The following is a 20,864-nucleotide window of genomic DNA, read 5'->3' on the forward strand; positions in this document are numbered from 1 at the left end:
TGGGGTCCCGGTGACTTCGCGTCATCGGAGGCCTGCCGCGCGGGGTGGCAGGAAATCAGAGGATGTAGCCGTGCAGCGCCAGCAGCCGGGTCGCGTCGTCGCGGTCCCGGGCCTGAGCGAGGATGGTCTCCGGCATGAGCCGGATCGGGGCCGCGCCGGCTTCTCGGGTGCCGCCGGTGTTGCGGCGGCGGGTGGTCAGCGCTTGGTTCGCGAGCCCGCGGCGGGTTGTGCCCTCGAGGGTGATCGCGACGTCCTTGTCGAAGACCTGCGCGACCTGCATGCCGCGGTGGGCGTTGACGACCTGGCTGATGTCGGCGCCGAGCCGGATCGCCTCGGCGTCCGCGCGGCCGAAGATCAGGTCCTGGTCCTCACGGCTCAGGGAGTGGAAGTAGGCGTCGGCGTCGAGGGTGAGGTCGCCGGCGATCGCCTCGGAGGCCGGGATGTGCTTGCAGTCGCACAGTGGGTGACGCTCGAACCCGTCGTTCCATCGGAAGAACTGGCCGGCCTGCACGATGCACCGGGGACAGGACGGCAGGTTCAGCATCCGCACCCAACCCTCGGCCTCGTTGCGGGTGGCGAGGGCGGCCTTCTCGGCGGCCCGAGCCGTGTCGGCGAGGATGGTGCTGGCGACGTGTTCCAGGAAGGTCTCGGCCTCGTCGAGCGCGGCCTGCGCGTTCTCCTCGGTCGTGCGGGCATTGACCAGCTCGAGGTCGGTGATGCGTCGCTGCGCCTGCCGCACGGCGTCGTCCGCGAGGTCGCGGCGGTCGGCGGGGGCCCGGCCGGCCGCCTCCTCTGCCTCGCTGAGTGCGCGTCGTGCCTGCTCCAGCTCGACGTCGGCCCGTCGTGCAGTGGTAGCCCGGAGCCGGTTGAAGGCCTGCCCTGCACGCGGGACGGTGATCCCGAGGACGTCCTCGATCGCGACACCGGAGCCAGCCACCCCTGCGAACGCCGCCGGCGCGAGGACCTTGGAATCGCTAGCCTCGGCGAGCGCGAGTTCGGCGAGCACAGCGTTGAGGTAGGCGTCGGCCTCCGTCGCCGCGGCGACCTGGGCCGAGGAGACCAGCAGCGCGATCTGGGCAGCGATGCCGTCCTCGGCATACTGCTCGGGCCACTTGGCCTTGGGGTCCATCTGTCGCCAGGCGAGACGCAGGGCGAGGAGGAGTCGGAAGAGGATGTTCTGCTGGCGCCGGTAGTAGTCGACCGAGGCCTTAGGCGACATTGAGGAACTCCCGGGTTGCCCGCTCCATCGGCGAGAGGGTGTCCTCGCGCTTCTCCTGGCGGATCTTCTGGCGCATCGCCTCGGCCTCGGCCACGGCCCGCTGGATGGTCTCCGGGTCCCAGCCGAGCACCTTCTCGGCGGTCTCCGCGATGCCCAGGCCGGCGGCGGTCAGCTTCTGGAACTGGTCGACCGACTGGGACTCGATCCGGGTCTCCGGGTCCTCCCAGATGGGCTTGATCCGGGTCTTCACGCTGGGGTCCTCGATCGCGAGGATGTACTGGCCGAGCCGTCGCCACGACTGGTTGAGGGATCCGAACTGACCCATGCGGCGTACGCGCCGGGTCATCGGAGCCTCGTCGGTCTTCAGCAGCTCGGCCGACATGTGCGACTTGAGGTCCAGCGAGAAGTAGGTGGACGCGAGCGCCGTCTTCGCGCGGACCTTGGCCGAGGCGTGCTCGGCCCAGGTCACGAATGAGGCGAGGCCGGCGGGCTCGAGCTGTCCGAACTTGGTGTCTTTGTTGGTGCTGACCCAGGTGTGGTCTGCCCGGGGGTTGAACCCGATCGCCGGCTTCCCGTCGGGGCCGAGCAGCGGCTTGGAGGGATCCTTGGGGTCACGGGGGACCTCGATCCCGGATGCCCAGCGGATCGGGACGACGCCGAAGTGTCCGGCGAACACCATCAGGCCCTCGACCAGGTCGACGGTGTCGACCTGGGTCGTGATCGGGGCGATCTCCGAGATCGGCTCCTTGAGGAGGCGAGAGTGCGGGGCGAACTCAACCACCGGCACGAAGTCGAGCCCGGTGTCGGTGCCGTCCTCGTCGACCACGTACCAGCGCGAGACGACGTCGGAGCCGTTCGGGTCCTGGCGCATCTCGTCGCTCTCGGCGAGGGTGTAGTCCTTCCCCACCAGGCGAAGCAGCCCAGCACCATCGCCGGTCCACTCGTCGGTCCAGGTCTTGAGGTACGCGATGACGTCGTAGGGCGCCGACTGGCGGCGGATGACGGCGGCCTGGCTGGCGTGCTCGATCCCGACGACGGCGCGGCCGCCGCTTCCCGTCTCCCGGGCGATCGAGCCGAACGATCGCGCCGCGATGAGGGCTTCGCGGTGCGCCTCGTGGTGCATGACGTCGAGGTCGTTGTCCTCCCACGCCGCCTGCAGCTTCTTGGTGGCCGCGTCGTTGTCGGTGGCCGAGATGCCGCCCAGCATCATCCGCTCGCCGAGTGCGTCGACCACGATGCCCGCGGTGCCCGACTTCGGCACCTCGAGCTGGGACAGCGTCCCGTTGATGAGGGTGTCGACCGTGCGGCCGTCTGCCGAGGCGATGATGAGGCCGGGGTAGACCTCGGCGTACTCCTTCTGCAGGAACGGCAGAACGTACTCGTTGCTGTACCGCTTCTCGAACGGCGCGGCGTACGCCGCCTGGTCGTCGATCTTGTCGAGGAGGCGCTTCACATACTGCATCAGCGTCGGCATGCTGCTCACCTCCTGGGGTTAGAGTCCGAAGACGAGCGGAGGTAGATCCTCGACTGGGCGGTCTTCCCAGCCCTTCGTGAGCGCGTCGGCGCGGGCCTCGAGGGCGAGCGCGTCGCCGACGACGGTGTCGATCTTGCGGGAGGAGTTGGGGTTCTCCTTGCGGATCAGCCGGAGCTTGCCCTTCCACCACACGTACGCGTTGCCGTAGTGCTCGGAGGCAACCGCGCCGCCGTCGTGCCAAATCTCGCCGTTCGTGAGGTCGGTGTGGAGCCGGTTGAGGGCGCCGGCCATGGCTGAGTCGCGGCTGGTTGGCCAGGCGATCACCCGGGGCGTCTCGATGACGGGGTCTTCGCCGAGCGGTTCGTAGAGCCAGGATCCGTCGGGGTTCTTGACGCCGGTGTCGAGCGCCTCGATGTCTGAGCGCCACTCGTGCGGGTCGTAGTAGCCGCGTACGACGCGGTACAGGCGGTGCACTTCGCGGATCCGGGCGAGCACCTCGCTACGGGGCACCGACCAGCCCGCCCCAGCCGAGCCGACGGGCTTGGCCCATGTGCCGAGCTCGAAGAGGAACCCGTCGGACATCCGGCAGCCGCGGAGCACCGTGGTGTCGTCGTTGAGGGAGCCATCGAACCCGATCGCGATCGGGGTCCCGCGCTCGACCTGGACCGGCGGCCGCGGCCGTGGGTCCTCCGTGGTCGCCGGCTGGGTGGCGTCCTGCTTGTCGTGCACCGACTTCGCGATCCAGGCGTCCGAGCCAGCCATCGACCTGTTCAGGTAGTAGCGGGCGGCCTCGGCCTCGTCGCGGCAGATCGTCGGGTCCAGCATCAGGCTGTAGACGTCTTCGGCGACCATCCAGCCGGTCTCGGGGTCCATCGCCACGCCGTAGACCTCGCGCAGCTGCCGGAGCGTGCGGGGCCGGTCGTTGATGTCGATCTTGCCCTTGGCCTCGCGGTGGAAGACGTGCCATCTCTCGTCGAGTTGGCCCTTGCGCCACATCCGCTCGAGGACTTCCCAGACCGACTCTTCGCCGAGCCGGCAGGCGGTGGTCGTGAGGAGCGCGAGCGGCTCGGCGAGCTTTCGCTTGCCGGTGTTCCGCATCGCGGTGGCGTACATGTCGCGGAGCTCTTTGGTGTTGTAGAGGTGCACCTCGTCGGGGACGAGGAACGTCTCCTTGCCGCCGTCCTTCGACGCCGCGCCGGCCGTGGAGAGGACCGCCTCGCCACCGTCGGGTAGCGAGATGTTGGTGGCGCGCATGTAGTCCCGGACTCCACGGATCCCGCCGTAGATCTCGGGGTGCATGTCCGGGCCCCATTCGCCCATGACGTACGCGATGTTCTGGAAGGTGTTGCCGGCCTGCTTCTCCTCGGTGGCCAGACACCGGATGAACGGCGAGCGCACCGGGCGACCAACGGGCTGACCATTGGCGTCGAAGCCATCGAACCGCACCGGGCCGAGGGCCTCGCCGACGCCGATCAGGCCGGCGTTCTCTGACTTCGCTCGGCCCTTGGGGGCTGAGAGGACGCCGATGCTCTTCTTCCGGCGACCGGTCTCGGGGTCGAGCTCGTAGAGATCGATGATGAACTCTTCGATCTCGGGGTCGGCCGCGAAGTCCAGCGGCTCGCCCATGACGTCGCCGGGGCCGTGACAGGCGTACTCCTGGAGCCAGTCGACGATCTCGTAGCCGAGGGAGCAGCGCTGGCCCTCGAATGCCGGAACGAACGGCATCGAGATCAGCTCGACTTGCGCGCGGCGCGCTCCCGGGCTCGGTCAATCGAGGAGACCTTGCCGCCGGACGGGGCGCCACCTGGCTGGCTCGGCTTCTGCGCACCGCGGGGCGGTCGCTGCTGCGGCCGCCTGCCGTCGGTGTCGGGCAGGCGGAGCGCGGCGATCAGCTGCTTCATGCTGTTCGCTGTCTCGTTGGCCTTGCTCAGCGCGTTGGTGATGCGCAGCTCGTAGATGTCACCGTCGGACTGGATGTCGACGACGAGCTTCATCCACGTGTCGGCGTCGCCGCGGAGGACCTCGTCGAGCTTGTCGCAGCGGTCCTTCATCCGGCATGCCTCGGTCAGCTGCACGATCTGCGCGCCGTCGAGCTCGTGGTCAGCGACGATCGCCTTCCACAGCGCCTTGCCGCCCGTGCCGAGGCCGGCGGGCATGCGGGGTTTGGTCATCTCGGCCACCTCTTCGGGCGTCGCGCCCCTGGCGCGGGCTCGGCGTCGCGCCGAGTCCGCTGGTGATGTCGTCCTGAGGAAAACTCAGGTCTGGGAACTGCGAGCGACCTCTCCCACGGTCCTCAGGCCCCTCGGAAAGCAAAGGGGTACCGGGTGGGGGTCAGCGCCGACCGGCCGTCGCCTGGTTGCACGGCGGGCACTCCGGCCCGCGGTAGCGGGACCGGTCGTGGTCGTCGTGACCGAGGTGCCAGTTGGTCGGGTCGATCGGCTTGCCGCAACCAGGACGCCAGCAGGTGAAGCGTTCGCCGTCTTCATCCATGCGTCGCTGGTAGTGCGCTCGCAGCCTGTCGTGTGCCGCGTCGTAGCCACGCTCCTGACGTCGGCCTCGCGCCGCGTCATGTTCGCGTGTGTGCTTCGGGCACCTGGTCGTGTAGCCAGGATCGGGACAGCCAGTCTCGATGCACGGCCTGAGTGTCGGCATAGTCCCTACCTCAAACTAGGTATGCCACCGTCCGTTGCCAGGACGCAGGGCCATCGGCAGAGTCACGCTTCACCGGTGAGTGAGTCAGCACCATCGCGCCGACGTACGTCACCGAGCAGCACCGCCTTGCTCGGCCTGATCATCGCCTTCATCGGCGGCATGATGACCCGCGACGGGATGGGGATCGGTGTGCCGATCGCCATCATCGGCGGGGCCATTGCCCTGTTCGGGATCATCGCGTGGGCGGTGGCGGTCGGCATCGCTATCCAACGGGACCGCTGACCCCGGATACGCATCGAGGCCATGCCCATTTGGGCATGACCTCTCGCGGGCAAATGCTCGCACACAGAACCGTGGTTCTTCAAGGAGGGACGCGCCCGGCGTGTCACGAGCCTGCCGACTCGGGCAGCAGGCCGACCTCGAGGATGCACGCCGCGAGCACCTCTCGCGGGATCTACCGGAGGGTTCTACGCCTCTTCGATGTTGCCGGTCAGCGTGTAGCGCGTGATGCTCGCACTGCCGGTTGCGTCCTCGTCGAGCCACCACACGTGGCTGAGACCGTCCGGGCCGTGGTCCTCCCGGATCGTCTTTGGCTCGCCGACCTTCTCTCGGTACACGTCGAGTGCGTCCTCGTAGGTGGGGCAGACCTTGTACACGTCCACGGTCGCCCGAGGGGTTCCCATGTTGCGGACTTCGAGCAGCAGGTACACGTTGATAGCCATGCGGTCACAGTAGTCCGCGTGTCGTGTCCTCAGGCCAGCTTTGCGCGCTGGATGACGTACTCGCGGCCGACCTTGGTGGCGGGCAAGGTCTTGCGGTTGATCCTGTCCATCACAGCCTGGCGGGAGACGCCGAGGATCTCGGCAGCCTGGGTGACCGAGACGAGCTCGGGCATGGGCTCGAGGCCCTGGCGCTTGTCCCACTCGTCGGTGGTCATCGCCTGGATGCTGATGAGGTCGGCGTCGGTGGCGGAGTCGATGAGGACTGCTGCCGTGTGGACGGCCTGGCGCAGGTGGTCGGCTGCAATCGTGAGGGTGATCTCCATCCAGCCGTGCTCGGACTGCGCGATGACGGCGGAGTAGCCGGGCAGGGCGTCGATGATGGTGTCGGTGGCGTCGCTGTTGTCGAAGTCGCGCCGGTTGATCTCGGCGGTGATGTTGTAGTGCTGCATGGTGGTCCCTCTCGTGTGATGCTGGCGGAGTGGGACCGGAGCGATTGCAGCGCTCCGGTCCCACCCCTTGTGGCTACCGTGGCGGCCAGCGGAACCCTGCCCGTCGGAGCGCCGCGATGGCGTTGTTCCATCCGCGACGGTCGCTCGGGGTCTGGGCGATCTTGGTCACGAAGGTGCCATCCGCCTTGTAGATGAGCGGGTAGCCCTTGCGGCTGACCTTGACCTCGAAGCCCTGGCGCTGAATCTCCTTCAGCAGGTTCCGCGTGTCCTTGTTCATGTTCTCACCTCCCCTCGTTGTTCGACAAGGTCTATTCTACGTTAGACCTTGTCATTTGACAAGGGGAAGGGAGAAGGCCGATCAGCCTAGTTCGACGATGTGTCCGGCCGCTCGACGTACTCGACGGTCACGTTGACCTCGCGGCGACTGGCCTTCGCGGTCTTGCGGATGTGCTCGGCTCGTTCCTCGGCGAGCTCCTTCGATCGGAAGGACGTTGCGCCGCTGATGCCGTCCTTCCACGCCCACTGGACCCACCAAGGACCAGGGGCATCTGGGCTCGTCACCCTGTCATCTTCTCAGCCTTCGTGCCGTCGCGCAGGGCGAGGACGTCCGCGACGCGGTAGACCTTCCGGCCGTTCACTCTGCTGACGTGTCGCAGCCTGGCCGGGTAGGTCTTCATGACGCCGCCGACCTCGCGCCGCTGCTCGGCCGCCCAGCGCCGCAGCGTGCCTCCGGGGATCGAATAGGCCTGCTCGATCTCCTTGAGGGTGAGGCGGTCTGAGTGGGCGAGATGTTGCTGGGCGACGTTGCGCCGGTAGTCCTCGGGACTTCGGAAGTCCCCGCACTTCGGGCAGCGCCACCCGTCGTCCTCCTCTCTCTCACCCCACACCCGCTCGAGGGACGAACCGCACCGGAAACACGGCGCGCCGCGGTCGATCTGCTCGCCGGAGTGGATCACTGCCTCGATGTGGTCGCGGCAACGGCGTACGTCTCTGGCGAAGTCCTCGAACGGGACATGGGGCCAGGCCGATGCGCGCATGAGGTTGCGGTCGAGATACTCGCGCTCGTCGGCCACCGTCACGACCCCGGTGTCGTCGTGCTCGAACGCCTCCCGGTACACCGATGCCCATCCGCCGAGGACGGTGAGCGGGTGGAGCTCGTCGCCGGCGCAGCCGGTGCACGGGTCGCCGTAGCCCGGCTCGCCCTTCTTGGCCAGGAGCGGGCAGTCGCGGCCGTGGTTGGCCTCTATCCATCCCTCGGGGAGTCGGCCGCCGAGGTATGAGGCCTCGACGTGTCGCCGGGCGTCAGGATCGGCGGCCGGGCCGAGGAGGTTCATCGCCTCGGAGTCCTGACCCCGGTGCTCGGCCTCCTCTGGCAGCACCTCGCACGCACGCACGATGCCGGTCAGGGCCTCACGGGTCTCGTCGAGACACTCCGGGCACGTCTGCACGGCGTGCTCGACGCCGCAGACGCGGCAGTGGTCCGCGGTGCATGGCTGGCAGCCGGTGCACTCGTACGGCTCAGCTGCGAGCGTCAGCGGGTTGATGCTGGGGCACTCCTCGGTGTGCCGCCCCGGGACGATCCGGGGCTGATCGCGGCCGGCGAATCTGCAGCTGCTCACGCCTGGTCTCCCTCCCACAGCAGCGGATCCCCGGTGCCGGTTGTTGCTGGTTGCTTGAAGCCCACGTAGCGCCGCGGCGCGGGCTCGGGGTCGTCCTCGAATCGAGCCTCGACGGGCCCGCCGGAGAGCACGACATTGACGTATGGCGGGTCCCACGCGTCGTCGATTCGGACGGGGGTCGTCATTGACCGTCACCGCCTGCGGGCTCCTTCAGAGCGCGGATGGTCGAGCACGGCACCGGGTCGCCGCACGCCGGGCACCACTCGCCGGGAAGCAGGAGGCTTGTGTCCTGGCTGTGCAGGCTCCGCACCCGGTCAATCGCTGCGTGCGCTTCGTCCCGCTCAGCCTTCAGGCACTTGGCCGTCTCGGCGGCGAGGGTCCCGGTGATGCGGGTTCCCAGCGGCAGACCCAGGGCCTTCCCGAGGTCCTGCATTCCGAGCAGGACCTCCGTCGCCTCCTCCTTCCATCGGCGAAGGCGCTCGAGCTCGCCGGCCATCACTGGTCACCTTCCGTCGCTGGCGTTGGGTTGTGCTCGAAGAACGAGAGCGGGCGGACCGCGAGGACTTCAAGCACCTCGAGCTCGATGCCGAGGAGTGTGGCGATGCAGGCCGCCACGCAGTTGCCCTTCCGCTTCGGGTCGGTGACGAAGATGGTCTGGTCGACGCTCATCGGCCCGGCCTCCTGGTCCTTCGGTTCGCTCACGGGGCCTCCTCGGTGGAACGGAGGGCGTCGCGCTTGACCGCCGCGACGAGGTCGAGCAGGGCGCTCTCGGACGGGCCGCCCGCGACGTTGGCCAACGCCCGGGCTCGCTCAGCCTCGGCGTAGGTGAGCCCGCCGGGGTCGCGGCTGACGCGCGAGGCTGCGTGCCACGACTGGGTGCCGTCGGAGAACTTGACGCAGACCATGGGGTCAGTGCTGTACCCGATCACGTGGCCGGTGCGCTCTCCGTGCGGACCGACGACGACGGCAGCGCAGTCGTTCAGGGCCGCTTCCAGGTCGACTTCTCTCACGCCACACCTCCGAACAGGGTGTCCTGGGCGAGGCGCTTGGCGATGACCTCGCAGTACGCCTCTTCGCGCTCGACGCCGATCCAGCGATAGCCCTCGTCCTTCGCGGCTCGGAGGGTGGTGCCTGACCCAGCGAACGGGTCTAGCACCGTCCCGCCCGCGGCGGTGATGCGCACCAGCTTGGCCATGACGTCGAGCGGCTTCTGGGTCTGGTGGTCGCGCTCGCGGGGCGGGTTTGCTTGGTAGAAGCCCGGGAGCGTCTTAGCCCCGGCCACCATCTCGACGGGCATCGGCCCGCGACTCCCCCAGACCACGTACTCACACGAGGCGGTGAATCGGTCGGGCATCGGACGCGCGATCGGCTTGTACCAAGGGACGATGCCGCGCCAGATCCAGCCACCGGCCTGGAGGGCATCCGAGGTCGCTGGGAGCTGACGCCAGTCGGTGAACAGCAATGCCACGCCGCCGGGCCGGACGACTCGCAGGGCCTCGGCGAGCCACAAGGCGCACCAGTACCCGTAGGAGCGCTGGTCGCGGCTGTCCCCGGAGAAGTCCGGGAGAGCCTGGTTTCCGCTGTCGCTGCTGATGTACTTCTTTCCGGTTGAGCCCGCGCGGTCACCGCGAACCATGCCGCCGCTCGAGTAGGGCGGGTCCGTGATGAGCGCGTCGACCGATGCGTCTGGGAGGTTGGCCAGAACGGACAACGCTTCGCCCTTATGCAGCTGGCCGCTCTCGTCCTCGTAGAAGGGCTTGGCGGTCATGCGATACCTCCGAAAAGGGTGTCCTGGGCGAGGCGGCGGGCCGCGATCTCGCAGTAGCGCTCCTCCAGCTCGACGCCGATTGCGCGCAGGCCGAGCGACTTTGCGGCGACGAGCGTGGAACCGGAGCCGACAGACGGGTCTGCGATCACGGACCCCTCGGTGAGGGCGATCAGATCGCTGAGCACGTCCTGTGGCTTCGTGTGAGGGTGACCGCCCGCCTTGGCGACGATGCCGTTGAGAGTGCCGACCAGCGCGGCGGCAGTCGTGAAGAGTGAGGATCGGCCGCCGATGCCACTTGGCCAGGGCCCGAGTAGGTAGATGGCCTCGAGGTCGCGCCTGACGCCACCCATGGCTCCGCGCAGTCCGGCGTCGGCAGGCTTGCGATATGCGCCCACCAGTTTCGCCCCGGGCGGCGGGGGCAGCATGAGATCGCCGAATACGACGGCCCTGCGGTCAGTGCCCCAGAGGGCGAGGATGTCGTCTCGCACGGTCGTGTCGTTGTCGTTGGCGATGCCAGTCTGTGACGCCGCGTTGCGGGCGTGACCTCTGGCGCTGCCCTGATCCTTGATCTCGCCCTGTCGCCATGCGCGGCCGTATGGCGGGTCGACCACCATCGCGTCGGCCTCGAGCCAGGCGGTCAGCTCGCGGCAGTCTCCGTGGAACAGCTGCACCAGGTCGTCGGAGTAGTAGGGCTCGGTCACGCGTCGATCCCCCCGGCTTCGGGCGCCGCGTCTCTCACCTCCGCGGCCGCCTTCCGATCGGCGTTTCTCAAGTCGGCGGTCACCTTGCGGAATGCGTCACGCTCCTGGGGGTTGAGCCACACCGCGGCTCCCGGCTCGAACTTGCCGAAGGGCTGGCCCAGGTCGGCGGGGTTGAACTTGCCGAACATGGCCTCGGCGTCGACGACAAACTGGATGAAGCACGGCCCGTCAGCCTGGTGGACGAGCCGCTGTCCAGGGGTCATCGCGTAGGCGTTCCGACTGCCACACGAGCAGGGCTTCCCCTCGGCGGCCGCCTCGCGGAGCTTCGCCTTCGCCTGGTCGAGCGCGCTGGCCGTCTCGAGGTCGGCCTGGGTGGCTGCATCGAAGAGCTTCTCGGCCTCCGACAGGGCGGTTTCGGCCTGGTCCAGGTCGTCGTCCGCAGCGTCGAGGCGGAGGAGCGTGGCGATGCGCTCGTCTGCTGCCTCGATGACGTGCTCGAACAGGGCGGCCTCGGCCTCCAGCTTCCGGACGCGCGCGGCCAGCTCGTCGGCGCGCTGGTTCGCGTCGTTGGTCCGGTCGACCTCCAGGGCGACGGCGTGCTTGAGGTCGGCGACCTCGGCGGCGTGGAGCTCACGGTTGCGCTTCGCGTCGGCACGGTCCTCGTCGATGACGGTCTGCTTGTTCGCGGCGAGCGCCGTCAGCCGCGAGACCTCGGCCTCCAGCTCCGCGATCTTCTTGCGTCGCGTATCGAGCAGGGAGTCGAGGGCGTGTCCGGCGTACAGCGCACGGATGACCTCGGCGACGTGGGCGTTGTGGGCGTCTCGAAGGTCGATCCCCTTCAGATCGCTCGCCCATGTGCATTCCGGCGCGACGCAGCTGGCGGGCAGGGTGGTGGGTGCTTCGGGCACGTGAAGGCCGTGGAGGTAAATCACGCGGGCGATCTCCTCGACGCTCGGCGCCGTCGTCCCGTCCTCGGGCTTCGACGCGCACGCGGGGCACGCGACCTCGAGGGCCTCGAACGAGGCCGTCGAGGGTGCCGTCGCTGTGAAGTTCCACTCGTCGTGCAGGAAGGCCGAGCGGGCGCCGTCGCTCGTCTCCAGGAGGAGCGCGACGCCGCCGGCGTCGGCGAGTCGGCCACGGATGACGACGGCGGGGTTGCGGCGGCTGGTCGCTACCAGTTCGTCCCCGATGTTCGCGCCCTCGATAGTCGTGAGCACGTTGATGGTGTTGCTGGTCATGCTGTTCCCCCTAGAGGTCTGTTGCGTCTGCGAGCTTGCGTCCGGCCTCGGGGGCGGCCTTGGCATAGATCAGGGTTGTGGCTGGGTTGGTGTGGCCGAGGTGTCGGCGTACGGCGTCGAGATCCTTTCCGGCGTTCTGGTAGGCGGTCACGCCGTGGAAGTGGCGTAGCCCATGGAGTGTGAAGTTCAGGCCGGCGGCCCGGATGACCCGGCTGGCCCGCTTCGAGACGGCGTTCGGGGTCAGGTAGTTGACACCGCGGGTGAGGACGGACCACTCCGGCGGGCAGGGCTCGCCGAGGCGCTCGAGGGATGCCTTGCCGAAGTCGACGGCGCGCTCTTTGTTGCCCTTGCCGATGACGCGGATGATCTGGCCGATGGTGTCGATGCGGGCCCAGCTGAGGATGGCGGTCTCGGCGGCGCGCAGTCCGCCGGCGGCCGCGAGCACGAACGCGCGGTACATCACCGGGTCGTGCTCCTCGGCGTAGGCGTAGAGCTGCAGCACCTCGGCACGCGGTGGCGCGTCGTAGAGCCGTTCGGGGATCTTCACCGATGGCACCCGTCGGGCGGGTGACACCTTGATCCGGTCGTAGGCGACCGCCCAGGCGAAGAACGCCCGCAGCTCGGCGCGGTAGGTCGACATCGTCTTGGGTGCCAGACCCTCGCGTGCGAGTGCCAGCCACCAGGCGTCGATCTGGTCAGCCGTGGCAGTCAGGGGGTTGATCCCGGCCTCGATGAGCCGGCGGAGCACGGTGGCGCGTACGCGGAGTGTGTTCTCTGGCGTCCGCAGATCGCGGCCGGCCTTTAGCCACTCCAATGGGGCGCCCGAGATACCCCGAAAGGACGCGTCAGGCACCAGATAGACCCCTGACGTATTCACGTATTGACATACGTGAATAGTACCAGGTCAGGTTAGATTTGACGGATAACCTAAGTTATCTGACGCGCTCTTTCGACCTGGGGTCTGACCTGGGAAAACTGCCCCTCGATCCGGACCCCGGATAGGGCCATTTCAGGGGTGTCCTCGCCTCGCGGTAGCGGGTAGCGGGGTGGCCGCACCTCCGCGAGGCACGATAGAGCCCGAATCGGGCCGATGCCGCCACCGCGCTACCCCGGCGTTTCCGCAGGTCGCGGCTTGAATACGCCGGTAGCGGTCCCGCTACCGGTAGCGGGACCGCTCGGCGCAGACGCTACCTCTGGATGCTGGTCGAGCTCGCCCGCAGCTCGAGGCAGTCGGGGCAGAAGTTCTGCCCGCCCTGGGGCTTGGTTTCGACCCGCCAGCCACGTCGTCTGGCGACGGACTCGGAGTCTCGGCGGGTATCTTGCACTGTGGCCTGATCCCATCGACCACAACCGTCGCAGTGCACGGTCCAGATCGCAGAGGCGCTCATCGCGAAGCCTGCAAGGCACTGATGTCGCGGCGTACGGTCCGCAGGCTCGCGCCCACCGCCTCGGCGATCTCCTCGCCCGTCTTGCCCTGCTCCAGGAGCTCCGCGACCTTGGCCCGGCGGGTGCCCGCGTCGCTCGAGGTGACGGCGCCAGCGCTGGCCTTCTTGGGTGCCGTGGCACGGGTGCCAGCGGTGACAGCCGGGCGGGTGTCAGGGGTGACAGCCGTGACAGTCGCCTGGGTGACAGGCCGGGTGACACTGGCACTCTTGCTGACACCCCGGGCGGGTGCCACGTCGGTGGCACTCTTGCCAGCCGTCGCGGTGCCACGGGTGACAGCGTCCAAGGCGCTGGACCACTCGGCGACTCGGCGCTCCATGTCGACCGGATCGACCGTACGCAGCACCACCGACCGGGCCCGCAGGCGGCGCCGGTTCGCCTCCTCCAGGCGCCGGCCGTTCAGCCTGGTCGGGTTGGCGTCGTACTCGGCCCGTGCGCGGTGCCAGGCCTCGGCGGTGAGCATCATGGCGTGCATCCGGTCGGTGATGCGCTTCTCGGTCCAGCTGCGGCCGGTGGCCAGGTGCCGGTCGCCGACGAGCGCCAGGTGCCACATCAGCGCGGCCAGCAGCGGCACGACGAACCGGAACGCGGCCGCGGTGGCGCCGTGCTCGAGGTGGATCTCGTGCCACCCGGCGAAGTAGCCCGACGCGGCCGACAGGATCCAGGTCAGGGTCAGCAACGTCTGTGCCGGCCGGTCCTGCTGGGCGGCCTCGCGTGCCATCAGTGCCACGGTGACGAGCGAGAGCTCGAAGACGCCGGCGAAGGCGTAGGCGTTGACGGCGCCCATGGCGAGCACGTCGCGGCCGAAGCCGACCATCGCGACGTACGCCGCCACGGTGGACAGCAGCGCCACCGCGGTGGCGCCGCCGATGACAGGTCGGCGCGACGTCGACGACTGGGGCCGGCGCGGCTGGGAGGCGGCCGGGCCGAGGACCCGCTCGGGGTCAGGACGCCGGCCCCGGTTGGAGATGGGGGCGGCCGCGGCTCGCAGGATCGGCCGCGTCGGGTTCAGGGTCGAGATCGTCACGACTTGTCACCGCCGTTCGCGTAGGCGACGGCACCGACGCAGATGGCGAGCAGGAGCGCGGCCAGCGCGCCGAGCAGCCACCCGGTGGCGTTGAGCGTGATCCAGGCGACGATCTCGAGGATCCCGAGGCCGAGGAACCCGGCCATGGCGCCCTTCTGCTTCTTCGTGCCCGCCTTCCAGGCGCGGCCGAGGTTGCTCATGCCGCGGCGGGCCAGGCTGCGGTTCGCGCGGCGGTGGGCGTGGACCTTGACGGTTCGGCCGTTGACGTTGCGGGTGTGCGTGCGGACCTTGCTCGTGGTGCGGCTCGTGGTGCTCATCGGGTGGTCTCCTCGTCAGTGTGGCCCAGGGCGTCGGTGACGTCTCGGCGGACCAGGCCGCGGCGGTTGACGCCAGCGACCTTGACCTGCTTCGAGGCCACGCCGTGGGGGCGGGCAGCGGCGTGGACCTGCTCGGCGGTCCACTCCTTGTAAAGCTCGGGCTTGAAGTTGCCGAGACGATCGGCGAGGGTCTCGCCGTGCAGCTGCGGCTCGGTCTCGGGCCAGACCGCCAGGAGGTGGTCCAACAGCGTGCTGGAGTCGTCGTCGGCCTCGATCTCGCCGGCCGCCATGCCGGTCAGCCGGTTCTGGGCGACACGGGCCGCGCGGGCGCGGGCCACGATCGGCTTCGCGTCGACGGAGTCGACCTTTGCGCCGCGCATGATGATCGGGTCGTCGGTCTCACCGGCGAGGTAGGCGACGCCGAGGTCCTTGGTGGAGAACATCGTGGCCCGCCAGCCGGACTTGTACATGGACGAGCCGAGCACCATGTCGTTGGCCTGGTGGGTCATCACGCGCAGACAGATCCGCAGAGTCGCGTTGCTCGAGATAGCGGTGGGGATCGACCTGTCGTCGGGCCGCTGGGTGGCGAGCCAGACCATGATGCCGGCGGCCGGGCCGCGGCGTACGAGGTCCTCGACGACCTCGCGCAGCTGCGGGCCGTGCGCCTTGTTCTCGAACCCGAGCTGGGTCTCGTCGATGGCCAGGAAGATCGGGTGGAGGTCGAGGTCGCGGCGAGACGCGAGCTCGTCGGTGACCTTCGACTCGGGGCACACCTCCGGCGGCAGGTTCTTCATGACCTTGTAGCGACGACGCATCTCACGCTGGAGCCCGGCGAGGTCGGCCGCCATCGCTTCGATGTCCTCGGGGTCGTCACCGGACCGGATCGCGTGACCCACGGGCTTCAAAACGTCGAACTCGGCGCCCTTGAGGCCGTACAGGTGCAGCTCGACGCGCGGGTCGAGGGAGGCGGCGAGCGCCAGGAGCCGCAGGTAGAACGTCTTTCCCATGCGCGGCAGGGACCCGATGATCCCGGACACGAACATGAGGGTGATCGACACGGTGCGGCCCCGCGGGTCGCGCCCGATCGGGATCGGCTCGAACACGTTGACCTTGCCGGCCTTGGCCAGGTCCCACTCCACCGGGTCGGAGGTCGACAGGGCCTTGTCTGCGACGAACAGGATCAGGCGGCCGGCGTGGACGTCGGCGTCGACCTCGGGCCACAGGCAGCCCAGCGGCCGGCGCAGGCCGGAGGCGAGCTCCTCGCGCCGGTCGATGATCTGGGCAGCCGTGACACCGGTGGGAAGGTCGATGTCGGCTCGCCAGCCGGGGCCGTCGCGGGTGATCGGGGCGGGAAACCCGATCGCGGCCGGGCCGTCCTTCGCGAGGGCCTTGTTCAGCTCGCCGATGCCCAGAGCGCCGAGGGCGGTCACGATCAGCTCCGAGGTCAGCGGTGGCGTCTTGGCGGTGTCGATCGCGCGGCCGAGCAGCGGCCGGGTGCGGCTGCGGCCGACGTACGCGAGCACGACTAGCACGGACGTCACACCTACGATCTGGAAGGCCGGGCCGGCGAGGTAGACCACGACGGCGGCGACCGCGGCCAGGAGCGCGATGAGCGCGGCGGTGACCATGCGGCCCTTGACCTGGCCGCGGTGGTCGTTCTTGAGCGCCAGGAACGTGCGCTCGTCGGCGCCGGCGATCAGGTTGCGCCGCTGCTCGCGGTTCTCGAAGTCGAAGATCCAGGCCGCCGTGGCGTGGATGGACCGGACCAGCCCGACCGGGATCTGGGCGAGGATCCGGGCTCCATACTTCGGGGACTGGAACGCATGGAACGCGGCGACGTGCGCCGCGTAGCCGATGGACCAGCGGATCGTGGCGAGCAGGGTGACGCGGTCCTTGGCCCAGGTCGGCAGGATCGGCTTGACCTCGCGGCGGGTGACCGGCGCGGCCGTGGCGGGCTCGGCGTCGACGAGCTCGGGCTCGTCGAGCGTTGCCTCGAGGCCGGCGAGGATCTCCTCGTCGGTGGCGCCGTCAGCAAACGCGGGCTCGGGAAGCGCCCGGTCGGCCCGATCGCGTCGGGCCTGGTCGAGATCGACCACCGACGAGTCGGGGTGGTGCGTGTCGGGCATAGAGCCCTGGGTAGCCTTCATGGCTAGCCCCCCTTCGGTTATGGCGAAGTGGTGGGTTAGAGGCCGCCTCGGAGTTCCCGCTCCGGGGCGGCTTCGCTCGTCTATCATGACAGACCGGTTAAGGTTCCGCCTTCGGTCAACGGCGACGGGTGCCACCGAACCCCGACTTGGTGGAGCTGCGGGGCCTGCTGAACGTGGACTTACCCTTCTTCGGCTTGGTCGCCTTGTGCTTCTTGGTCGAGTGCCCGTCGTCGTAGCTGGCGCAGTCCGAGTCGCCCTCGAGCATGTCGTCGACGTCGCAGTCCTCGACCTCGTACGTCGATTCGTCGTAGGTGGTGGTCGAGCTGCACGCGGTGAGCGTGAGCGCCAGGGCGGCGCCGGCGACGGCGGTGCGGATCAGGGTCGGGTCGAGCATGGGTTCTCCTCGTTGGTGGTGTCGTGCTGGGTGGTCACGGTGCGTGAGGCGAGAGCCCGTGCCCGGGCCTCGATGTCGGCCAGGATCAGCCGCCACGCCTCGCAGTAGTTCGAGCGGCCGGTGTCACAGCCGTGCCGCATCCCGACCCCGTGGGTCGCAATGCGCTGGCGGATGGCGGCAGCCTGGCGGTTGAGCTCGGCGGCGGCGTGTGCGTTCAGATCGTCAGCGGAGACCAGCCACACGGGCACCGACGCCATGTCCCAGTTGTGGCGCACCGACTCAGCGGCGTAGCCGGTGTAGGTCGCCATGGGTGTGCCGTCGTGGTGGAGCCGACGCTCCCCGTCCGGGTCGCGGTCGGTGATGCTGGTGTCGGTCACACCGGTCATCGGGTCACCACCGTCAGCGGGAAGGCGTTCGGAGTGGCCTCGGTGACGTCCTGCCAGGGCAGGGAGAACACCTTCGGCCCATGGGCAGTGGCGAGGGAGAACGTGAGCCCGGACGGGCCGCCGTCCTGGTAGTCCGTCGCGATACGGGAGGCCCCGTGCGTGGCGAGCATCGCCTGGATCTCGCCGACGGTCTTCGACGCGGCGATCTTGGTGGTGTAGTTCAGCACGGTCACGAGCTCTCACCACCGGCCAGCGCCGCCTGTGCCTGCTTGGCGGCGTCGTACTGCTCGATGCCGGTGACGATCGCGTGGCACGCCCAGAGGAAGTGGAAGGTCCAGGCGGTGGTGTCCCACTCCCATGTGTCGCGGAACTCATACCGGTAGACGGGCTCGGCGGTGAGCGCGTCGTAGTCGTGCTCGAACCGGAACTCGTCCAGGAGGGCGCGGTCGGTGTCCTCGTGGTCTGCCAACTCGTCAACGAGCTCGGTCTGGACCTGCTCGCGGAGCTCCTGCGCGACACTCTCGGGCCACGAAACGCGCTCAAGGAGGTCGTTGACGTTCTCCCAGATGTTGCGGGTCATCGTGTCGACGTCGTAGGCCTCGCAGCTGCGGCCGCCGTTGGGCGTCTTCTCGGCCCAGTAGCCAGGGTTGATGCGGTGCTCGTCGTCGACCGGCCACCCCTTCTTGCTGCGGAAGAACTCGAACATGTCCTCGCAGCGGGAGAAGGTGAAGGTGCCCATGTCGCCATGGAAGGTGAGGGTGCCCGGCCAGGTGATCAGGTCGTACCAGTAGATGCTGCTGGCCTCGGCCCTGAAGCGAAGGTGCCGATAGATCCCGTCGTCGTGGAGGATCGTGAGGCGGTGGCCCTCGGTGTCCGAGCGGAACCGGGTGCCAGCCTCGACGTTGGCGATGCCTGCCGGCGAGAGCGGCCGCACCTCGGGGGCGGTAGTGGTCACGGGGTGGTCTCCTTGCTGGGAATGAGCGCGCGCAGCTGCGCGACGCGCTCGGATGGGTTGGGGGCTTTCTCCCCGGTGTTGACCTCGATCGGGGCGAGGGCCGGGAGTGGCTCGCGCCATCCGGCCTGGATCAGGCCGCGCACGATCTGCTCGGCGAGCTCATCGGCGGGGCCGGTGTAGCCGGCTGCGTTGAGCTCCTCGCTGATCTGGGTCAGCGCCCGCGCGAAGTGGTTCACGCTGCACCCCCGAAGAGGGTGTCCTGGGCGAGCCGACGAGCGGCGAGTTCTGCGTACTTCTCGTCGGCCTCAATCCCGATCGCTCGTCGACCGGTGGCTTTCGCGGCCGCCAGGGTCGAGCCAGATCCAGCGAACATGTCCAGCACGAGGCCGCCCTCCGGGCAGCCGTAGCCGAGGAGTACCTCGAGGAGGCCGGTTGGCTTCTCGGTCGGATGGCCTGTGCCGCGCATGCGCATGGTGTCGAAAGTCAGCACCGACGACATGGCGCGTGACCCGTCGTCGGTCCACGAGTGAGCGCGGCGTGCACCGTTCCATGCCGGGCCAGTCTCACCGCGGTGGATGGTTCCCTTGCCGGGGCCGTGGTGCTCTGCCCGCGGCTGCTCGTGGTGGATCTGGGACCACTTGCCCTGATACCAGTGGGTGACGATCTCGTGGGTGCGAACGGTGGCTCGGTCGGCGTAGGCGACCCCGCCGACGTTCTTGGCCCAGATCACGTCCTGCGAGAGGCGCCAGCCGGCGAACTCGTCGCGTCGGTCCAGGAACATCCGCATAGACCCGAAGCACCACATCGACCGCGTGTGCTGGGCGGCAAGCGCAGGCCATCCATCCGGCCAGCGGTCCCAGTCAAGGGACGTCTCACCATAGGGCGGATCGGTGACCACGAGGTCGGCCTGCACGCCGAGCTCGGGCAGGAGCTCCTGGCAGTCGCCATGGTAGAGCGTGACGAGCGGGTCCTCGTAGTACGGCGTCAGCTGGTTCACGCTGCACCTCGTCGACCCAGGTTGGCCTTCGCCTGCTCGTAGTGGGCGCGGCGTACGTCATTGGGCAGGGTGTTGGTCCGGCCGGCGGCGACGACGAGCGCAGCGACGGGTCGGGTTCGGAGCACGCCGCGGTCGCCCTGGACGTCGTCGAGCGGTTCGCCGTCACCGAGGCGAGCCTTGGCTGCGGCGAGCCATCGGCGGGCGCCCTCGACGTCGTCATCGAGCTCGGCGGGAGGAACGAGCCAGCGCTCGGTGTCGCCGATGCGGCGGTTGCGGATCCGGGCGACCTCGGCGCGGATCTCGGCGGGACTGATGAAGGTCTGGCGCTTCCCGAGGGTGACGACAGCCTCCTGGGCGTCGGCCAGGCGGACGTCGTCGAGCACCAGCGCCCACGCGTCGGGCGTGTGCTCGTCGAACTTCTGGCTCGGGCACATCGCGGCGACGACGCGGCACACGGTGACGGCTTCGGTGTGGTTCACGAGAGCTCTCCTCGAGGCGGGTTGGCGTTGTCGGCGTCGCGGGCCCGGGCTCGCGACGCGGCGGCGTCCCAGTCGACGCCGGACGGGTTCCCGGTGTGCCGGGCCGGGCCGGGCCGGGAGAACGTCCTGGCGTTGCGAATCCAGGTCCGCAGTGCGGCGTCCCAGTCCTTGAAGGTCGAGCCCTTGGCGTCGTGGAAGTCGCAGAACTTCGGCCACTCGTCCCGGAGGTCGATGCCCTGCTCGGCCGCCAGGGCGACGTGGCTGTCGCTCGGCCGGAAGTCCGCCGGTCGAGCGGTCGCCCGCTTCGCCTTCGGCTTGACCGGCGGCGGCGAGGACGCGGACTGCTGGTCGAGCTCGACGTCGACGGGCGTCGTCGCCGTGGGCGTGGCGGAGCCGCGACCCGATGACGGTTCATCCCTGATGGTTCCTGATGGTTCATTACGATTCGGGTGACGTGGGCGTCGCCCTTCTGCGACGTGGGCGTCACCCTGGGGCGACGTCGGCGTCAGGGGTGGGGGTGACGTGGGCGTCAGGGTGGCGCTTTTGTCAGGGGTGACGTGGGCGTCAGGGGTAGGACGGACCGGAGCACCCGCCGAAGGCATGGCCGGCTGGCCAGAGAGTTCCGGGTCGAGGCGGTCGAGACGCAGCTGGTAGACGTTGGTCCGGTTCGTGCCGCCAGAGCGCGTCTCGATCCAGCCGTCGGCCTCCAGGTTCGCGAGGGTCCGCTGGGCCGTACGCGGCACGACGGAGCACTTCTCCGCCAGGGTTGCCACCGATGGCCAGGTGACCCCCTGGTCGTTGGCCGAGTCGGCCAGGGCCAGCATCATCAGCCGTTGCGCCGGGTGCTGTGGTCCCCGGGCGAATACGGCAGTCATCA

30 protein-coding genes are annotated in these 20,864 nt (G+C 69.1%); 1 reads left to right on the forward strand and 29 read right to left on the reverse strand.

Translation table 11 applies throughout. From position 1 onward, the window contains the following. Positions 1-55: 55 nt before the first annotated feature. From ACFVJS_RS03845 to ACFVJS_RS03865, 5 genes are all read right to left on the reverse strand, one after another. A complete protein-coding gene (locus ACFVJS_RS03845) occupies positions 56-1,219 on the reverse strand; it encodes a hypothetical protein (protein WP_378877617.1) in 1,164 nt (387 codons plus the stop codon). After that, positions 1,209-2,693 (reverse strand): phage portal protein, encoded by a 1,485-nt coding sequence (locus ACFVJS_RS03850; RefSeq protein ID WP_378877618.1) that lies wholly within the window; start codon positions 2,691-2,693, stop codon positions 1,209-1,211. The genes ACFVJS_RS03845 and ACFVJS_RS03850 overlap by 11 nt, the downstream gene beginning before the upstream one ends. An 18-nt stretch (positions 2,694-2,711) precedes the next feature. After that, positions 2,712-4,418, reverse strand: coding sequence for a hypothetical protein (locus tag ACFVJS_RS03855; protein ID WP_378877619.1), 1,707 nt, complete (start codon positions 4,416-4,418; stop codon positions 2,712-2,714). Between the two features lie 5 nt (positions 4,419-4,423). Continuing rightward, positions 4,424-4,864, reverse strand: coding sequence for a hypothetical protein (locus ACFVJS_RS03860; protein WP_378877620.1), 441 nt, complete (start codon positions 4,862-4,864; stop codon positions 4,424-4,426). A 160-nt stretch (positions 4,865-5,024) separates the two neighbouring features. Further along, entirely contained in the window at positions 5,025-5,183 is a 159-nt protein-coding gene (locus ACFVJS_RS03865) for a hypothetical protein (protein WP_378877621.1), read from the reverse strand. Positions 5,184-5,420: 237 nt separating this feature from the next. On the opposite strand from ACFVJS_RS03865, the gene ACFVJS_RS03870 reads away from it, so the two are divergent. Then, on the forward strand, positions 5,421-5,627 hold the full coding sequence (locus ACFVJS_RS03870; protein WP_378877622.1) for a hypothetical protein: 207 nt from the start codon (positions 5,421-5,423) through the stop codon (positions 5,625-5,627). A 185-nt stretch (positions 5,628-5,812) separates the two neighbouring features. Here the strand turns inward: ACFVJS_RS03870 and ACFVJS_RS03875 are convergent, their stop codons facing one another. The 24 genes from ACFVJS_RS03875 to ACFVJS_RS03990 form a co-directional block, all read right to left on the reverse strand. Further along, complete coding sequence (locus ACFVJS_RS03875; protein ID WP_378877623.1) at positions 5,813-6,067, reverse strand: hypothetical protein; 255 nt, start codon at positions 6,065-6,067, stop codon at positions 5,813-5,815. 29 nt (positions 6,068-6,096) lie between these two features. Continuing rightward, positions 6,097-6,516 carry a helix-turn-helix domain-containing protein gene (locus ACFVJS_RS03880; protein WP_378877624.1) on the reverse strand — a complete coding sequence of 140 codons (420 nt, stop codon included), beginning with the start codon at positions 6,514-6,516 and terminating at the stop codon, positions 6,097-6,099. Positions 6,517-6,589: 73 nt separating this feature from the next. Next, positions 6,590-6,793 (reverse strand): hypothetical protein, encoded by a 204-nt coding sequence (locus ACFVJS_RS03885; RefSeq protein WP_378877625.1) that lies wholly within the window; start codon positions 6,791-6,793, stop codon positions 6,590-6,592. 86 nt (positions 6,794-6,879) lie between these two features. Further along, on the reverse strand, positions 6,880-7,077 hold the full coding sequence (locus ACFVJS_RS03890) for a hypothetical protein (protein WP_378877626.1): 198 nt from the start codon (positions 7,075-7,077) through the stop codon (positions 6,880-6,882). Further along, a complete protein-coding gene (locus ACFVJS_RS03895; RefSeq protein ID WP_378877627.1) occupies positions 7,074-8,135 on the reverse strand; it encodes a hypothetical protein in 1,062 nt (353 codons plus the stop codon). Before ACFVJS_RS03895 ends, ACFVJS_RS03890 begins: the two co-directional genes overlap by 4 nt. Next, positions 8,132-8,320 carry a hypothetical protein gene (locus ACFVJS_RS03900; RefSeq protein ID WP_378877628.1) on the reverse strand — a complete coding sequence of 63 codons (189 nt, stop codon included), beginning with the start codon at positions 8,318-8,320 and terminating at the stop codon, positions 8,132-8,134. The genes ACFVJS_RS03895 and ACFVJS_RS03900 overlap by 4 nt, the downstream gene beginning before the upstream one ends. Further along, positions 8,317-8,631, reverse strand: coding sequence for a hypothetical protein (locus ACFVJS_RS03905; RefSeq protein WP_378877629.1), 315 nt, complete (start codon positions 8,629-8,631; stop codon positions 8,317-8,319). The genes ACFVJS_RS03900 and ACFVJS_RS03905 overlap by 4 nt, the downstream gene beginning before the upstream one ends. Further along, positions 8,631-8,837, reverse strand: a complete 207-nt coding sequence (locus ACFVJS_RS03910) for a hypothetical protein (protein ID WP_378877630.1) — start codon at positions 8,835-8,837, stop codon at positions 8,631-8,633. The genes ACFVJS_RS03905 and ACFVJS_RS03910 overlap by 1 nt, the downstream gene beginning before the upstream one ends. Then, on the reverse strand, positions 8,834-9,145 hold the full coding sequence (locus ACFVJS_RS03915) for a hypothetical protein (RefSeq protein ID WP_378877631.1): 312 nt from the start codon (positions 9,143-9,145) through the stop codon (positions 8,834-8,836). The genes ACFVJS_RS03910 and ACFVJS_RS03915 overlap by 4 nt, the downstream gene beginning before the upstream one ends. Further along, complete coding sequence (locus tag ACFVJS_RS03920) at positions 9,142-9,903, reverse strand: DNA-methyltransferase (RefSeq protein ID WP_378877632.1); 762 nt, start codon at positions 9,901-9,903, stop codon at positions 9,142-9,144. The genes ACFVJS_RS03915 and ACFVJS_RS03920 overlap by 4 nt, the downstream gene beginning before the upstream one ends. Further along, entirely contained in the window at positions 9,900-10,604 is a 705-nt protein-coding gene (locus ACFVJS_RS03925; RefSeq protein WP_378877633.1) for a DNA methyltransferase, read from the reverse strand. The genes ACFVJS_RS03920 and ACFVJS_RS03925 overlap by 4 nt, the downstream gene beginning before the upstream one ends. Beyond that, positions 10,601-11,842: a hypothetical protein gene (locus ACFVJS_RS03930; RefSeq protein ID WP_378877634.1), complete on the reverse strand. Its 1,242-nt coding sequence runs from the start codon at positions 11,840-11,842 to the stop codon at positions 10,601-10,603. The genes ACFVJS_RS03925 and ACFVJS_RS03930 overlap by 4 nt, the downstream gene beginning before the upstream one ends. 10 nt (positions 11,843-11,852) lie before the next feature. Continuing rightward, positions 11,853-12,590, reverse strand: a complete 738-nt coding sequence (locus ACFVJS_RS03935) for a tyrosine-type recombinase/integrase (RefSeq protein ID WP_378877635.1) — start codon at positions 12,588-12,590, stop codon at positions 11,853-11,855. Positions 12,591-13,226: 636 nt separating this feature from the next. After that, positions 13,227-14,312: a helix-turn-helix domain-containing protein gene (locus ACFVJS_RS03940; protein WP_378877636.1), complete on the reverse strand. Its 1,086-nt coding sequence runs from the start codon at positions 14,310-14,312 to the stop codon at positions 13,227-13,229. Then, on the reverse strand, positions 14,309-14,629 hold the full coding sequence (locus tag ACFVJS_RS03945) for a hypothetical protein (RefSeq protein WP_378877637.1): 321 nt from the start codon (positions 14,627-14,629) through the stop codon (positions 14,309-14,311). The genes ACFVJS_RS03940 and ACFVJS_RS03945 overlap by 4 nt, the downstream gene beginning before the upstream one ends. Then, on the reverse strand, positions 14,626-16,755 hold the full coding sequence (locus ACFVJS_RS03950) for a cell division protein FtsK (RefSeq protein WP_378877638.1): 2,130 nt from the start codon (positions 16,753-16,755) through the stop codon (positions 14,626-14,628). The genes ACFVJS_RS03945 and ACFVJS_RS03950 overlap by 4 nt, the downstream gene beginning before the upstream one ends. Before the next feature lie 136 nt (positions 16,756-16,891). Next, the gene (locus ACFVJS_RS03955; protein ID WP_378877639.1) at positions 16,892-17,170 is read right to left on the reverse strand and encodes a hypothetical protein; all 279 of its coding nucleotides are present in this window, start codon (positions 17,168-17,170) and stop codon (positions 16,892-16,894) included. Next, positions 17,152-17,556: a hypothetical protein gene (locus ACFVJS_RS03960; protein ID WP_378877640.1), complete on the reverse strand. Its 405-nt coding sequence runs from the start codon at positions 17,554-17,556 to the stop codon at positions 17,152-17,154. The genes ACFVJS_RS03955 and ACFVJS_RS03960 overlap by 19 nt, the downstream gene beginning before the upstream one ends. Further along, complete coding sequence (locus ACFVJS_RS03965; protein WP_378877641.1) at positions 17,553-17,789, reverse strand: hypothetical protein; 237 nt, start codon at positions 17,787-17,789, stop codon at positions 17,553-17,555. The genes ACFVJS_RS03960 and ACFVJS_RS03965 overlap by 4 nt, the downstream gene beginning before the upstream one ends. Further along, a complete protein-coding gene (locus tag ACFVJS_RS03970) occupies positions 17,786-18,511 on the reverse strand; it encodes a hypothetical protein (RefSeq protein WP_378877642.1) in 726 nt (241 codons plus the stop codon). The genes ACFVJS_RS03965 and ACFVJS_RS03970 overlap by 4 nt, the downstream gene beginning before the upstream one ends. After that, positions 18,508-18,747, reverse strand: a complete 240-nt coding sequence (locus tag ACFVJS_RS03975; protein ID WP_378877643.1) for a hypothetical protein — start codon at positions 18,745-18,747, stop codon at positions 18,508-18,510. The genes ACFVJS_RS03970 and ACFVJS_RS03975 overlap by 4 nt, the downstream gene beginning before the upstream one ends. Next, positions 18,744-19,508, reverse strand: coding sequence for a DNA-methyltransferase (locus tag ACFVJS_RS03980; protein WP_378877644.1), 765 nt, complete (start codon positions 19,506-19,508; stop codon positions 18,744-18,746). Before ACFVJS_RS03980 ends, ACFVJS_RS03975 begins: the two co-directional genes overlap by 4 nt. Next, positions 19,505-19,987, reverse strand: coding sequence for a hypothetical protein (locus tag ACFVJS_RS03985; protein WP_378877645.1), 483 nt, complete (start codon positions 19,985-19,987; stop codon positions 19,505-19,507). The genes ACFVJS_RS03980 and ACFVJS_RS03985 overlap by 4 nt, the downstream gene beginning before the upstream one ends. Beyond that, the gene (locus ACFVJS_RS03990; RefSeq protein WP_378877646.1) at positions 19,984-20,862 is read right to left on the reverse strand and encodes a helix-turn-helix domain-containing protein; all 879 of its coding nucleotides are present in this window, start codon (positions 20,860-20,862) and stop codon (positions 19,984-19,986) included. Before ACFVJS_RS03990 ends, ACFVJS_RS03985 begins: the two co-directional genes overlap by 4 nt. Positions 20,863-20,864: the final 2 nt, after the last annotated feature.

Origin of the sequence: Nocardioides sp. NPDC057772, from assembly GCF_042798075.1 — a bacterium.
Lineage (GTDB): Bacteria > Actinomycetota > Actinomycetes > Propionibacteriales > Nocardioidaceae > Nocardioides.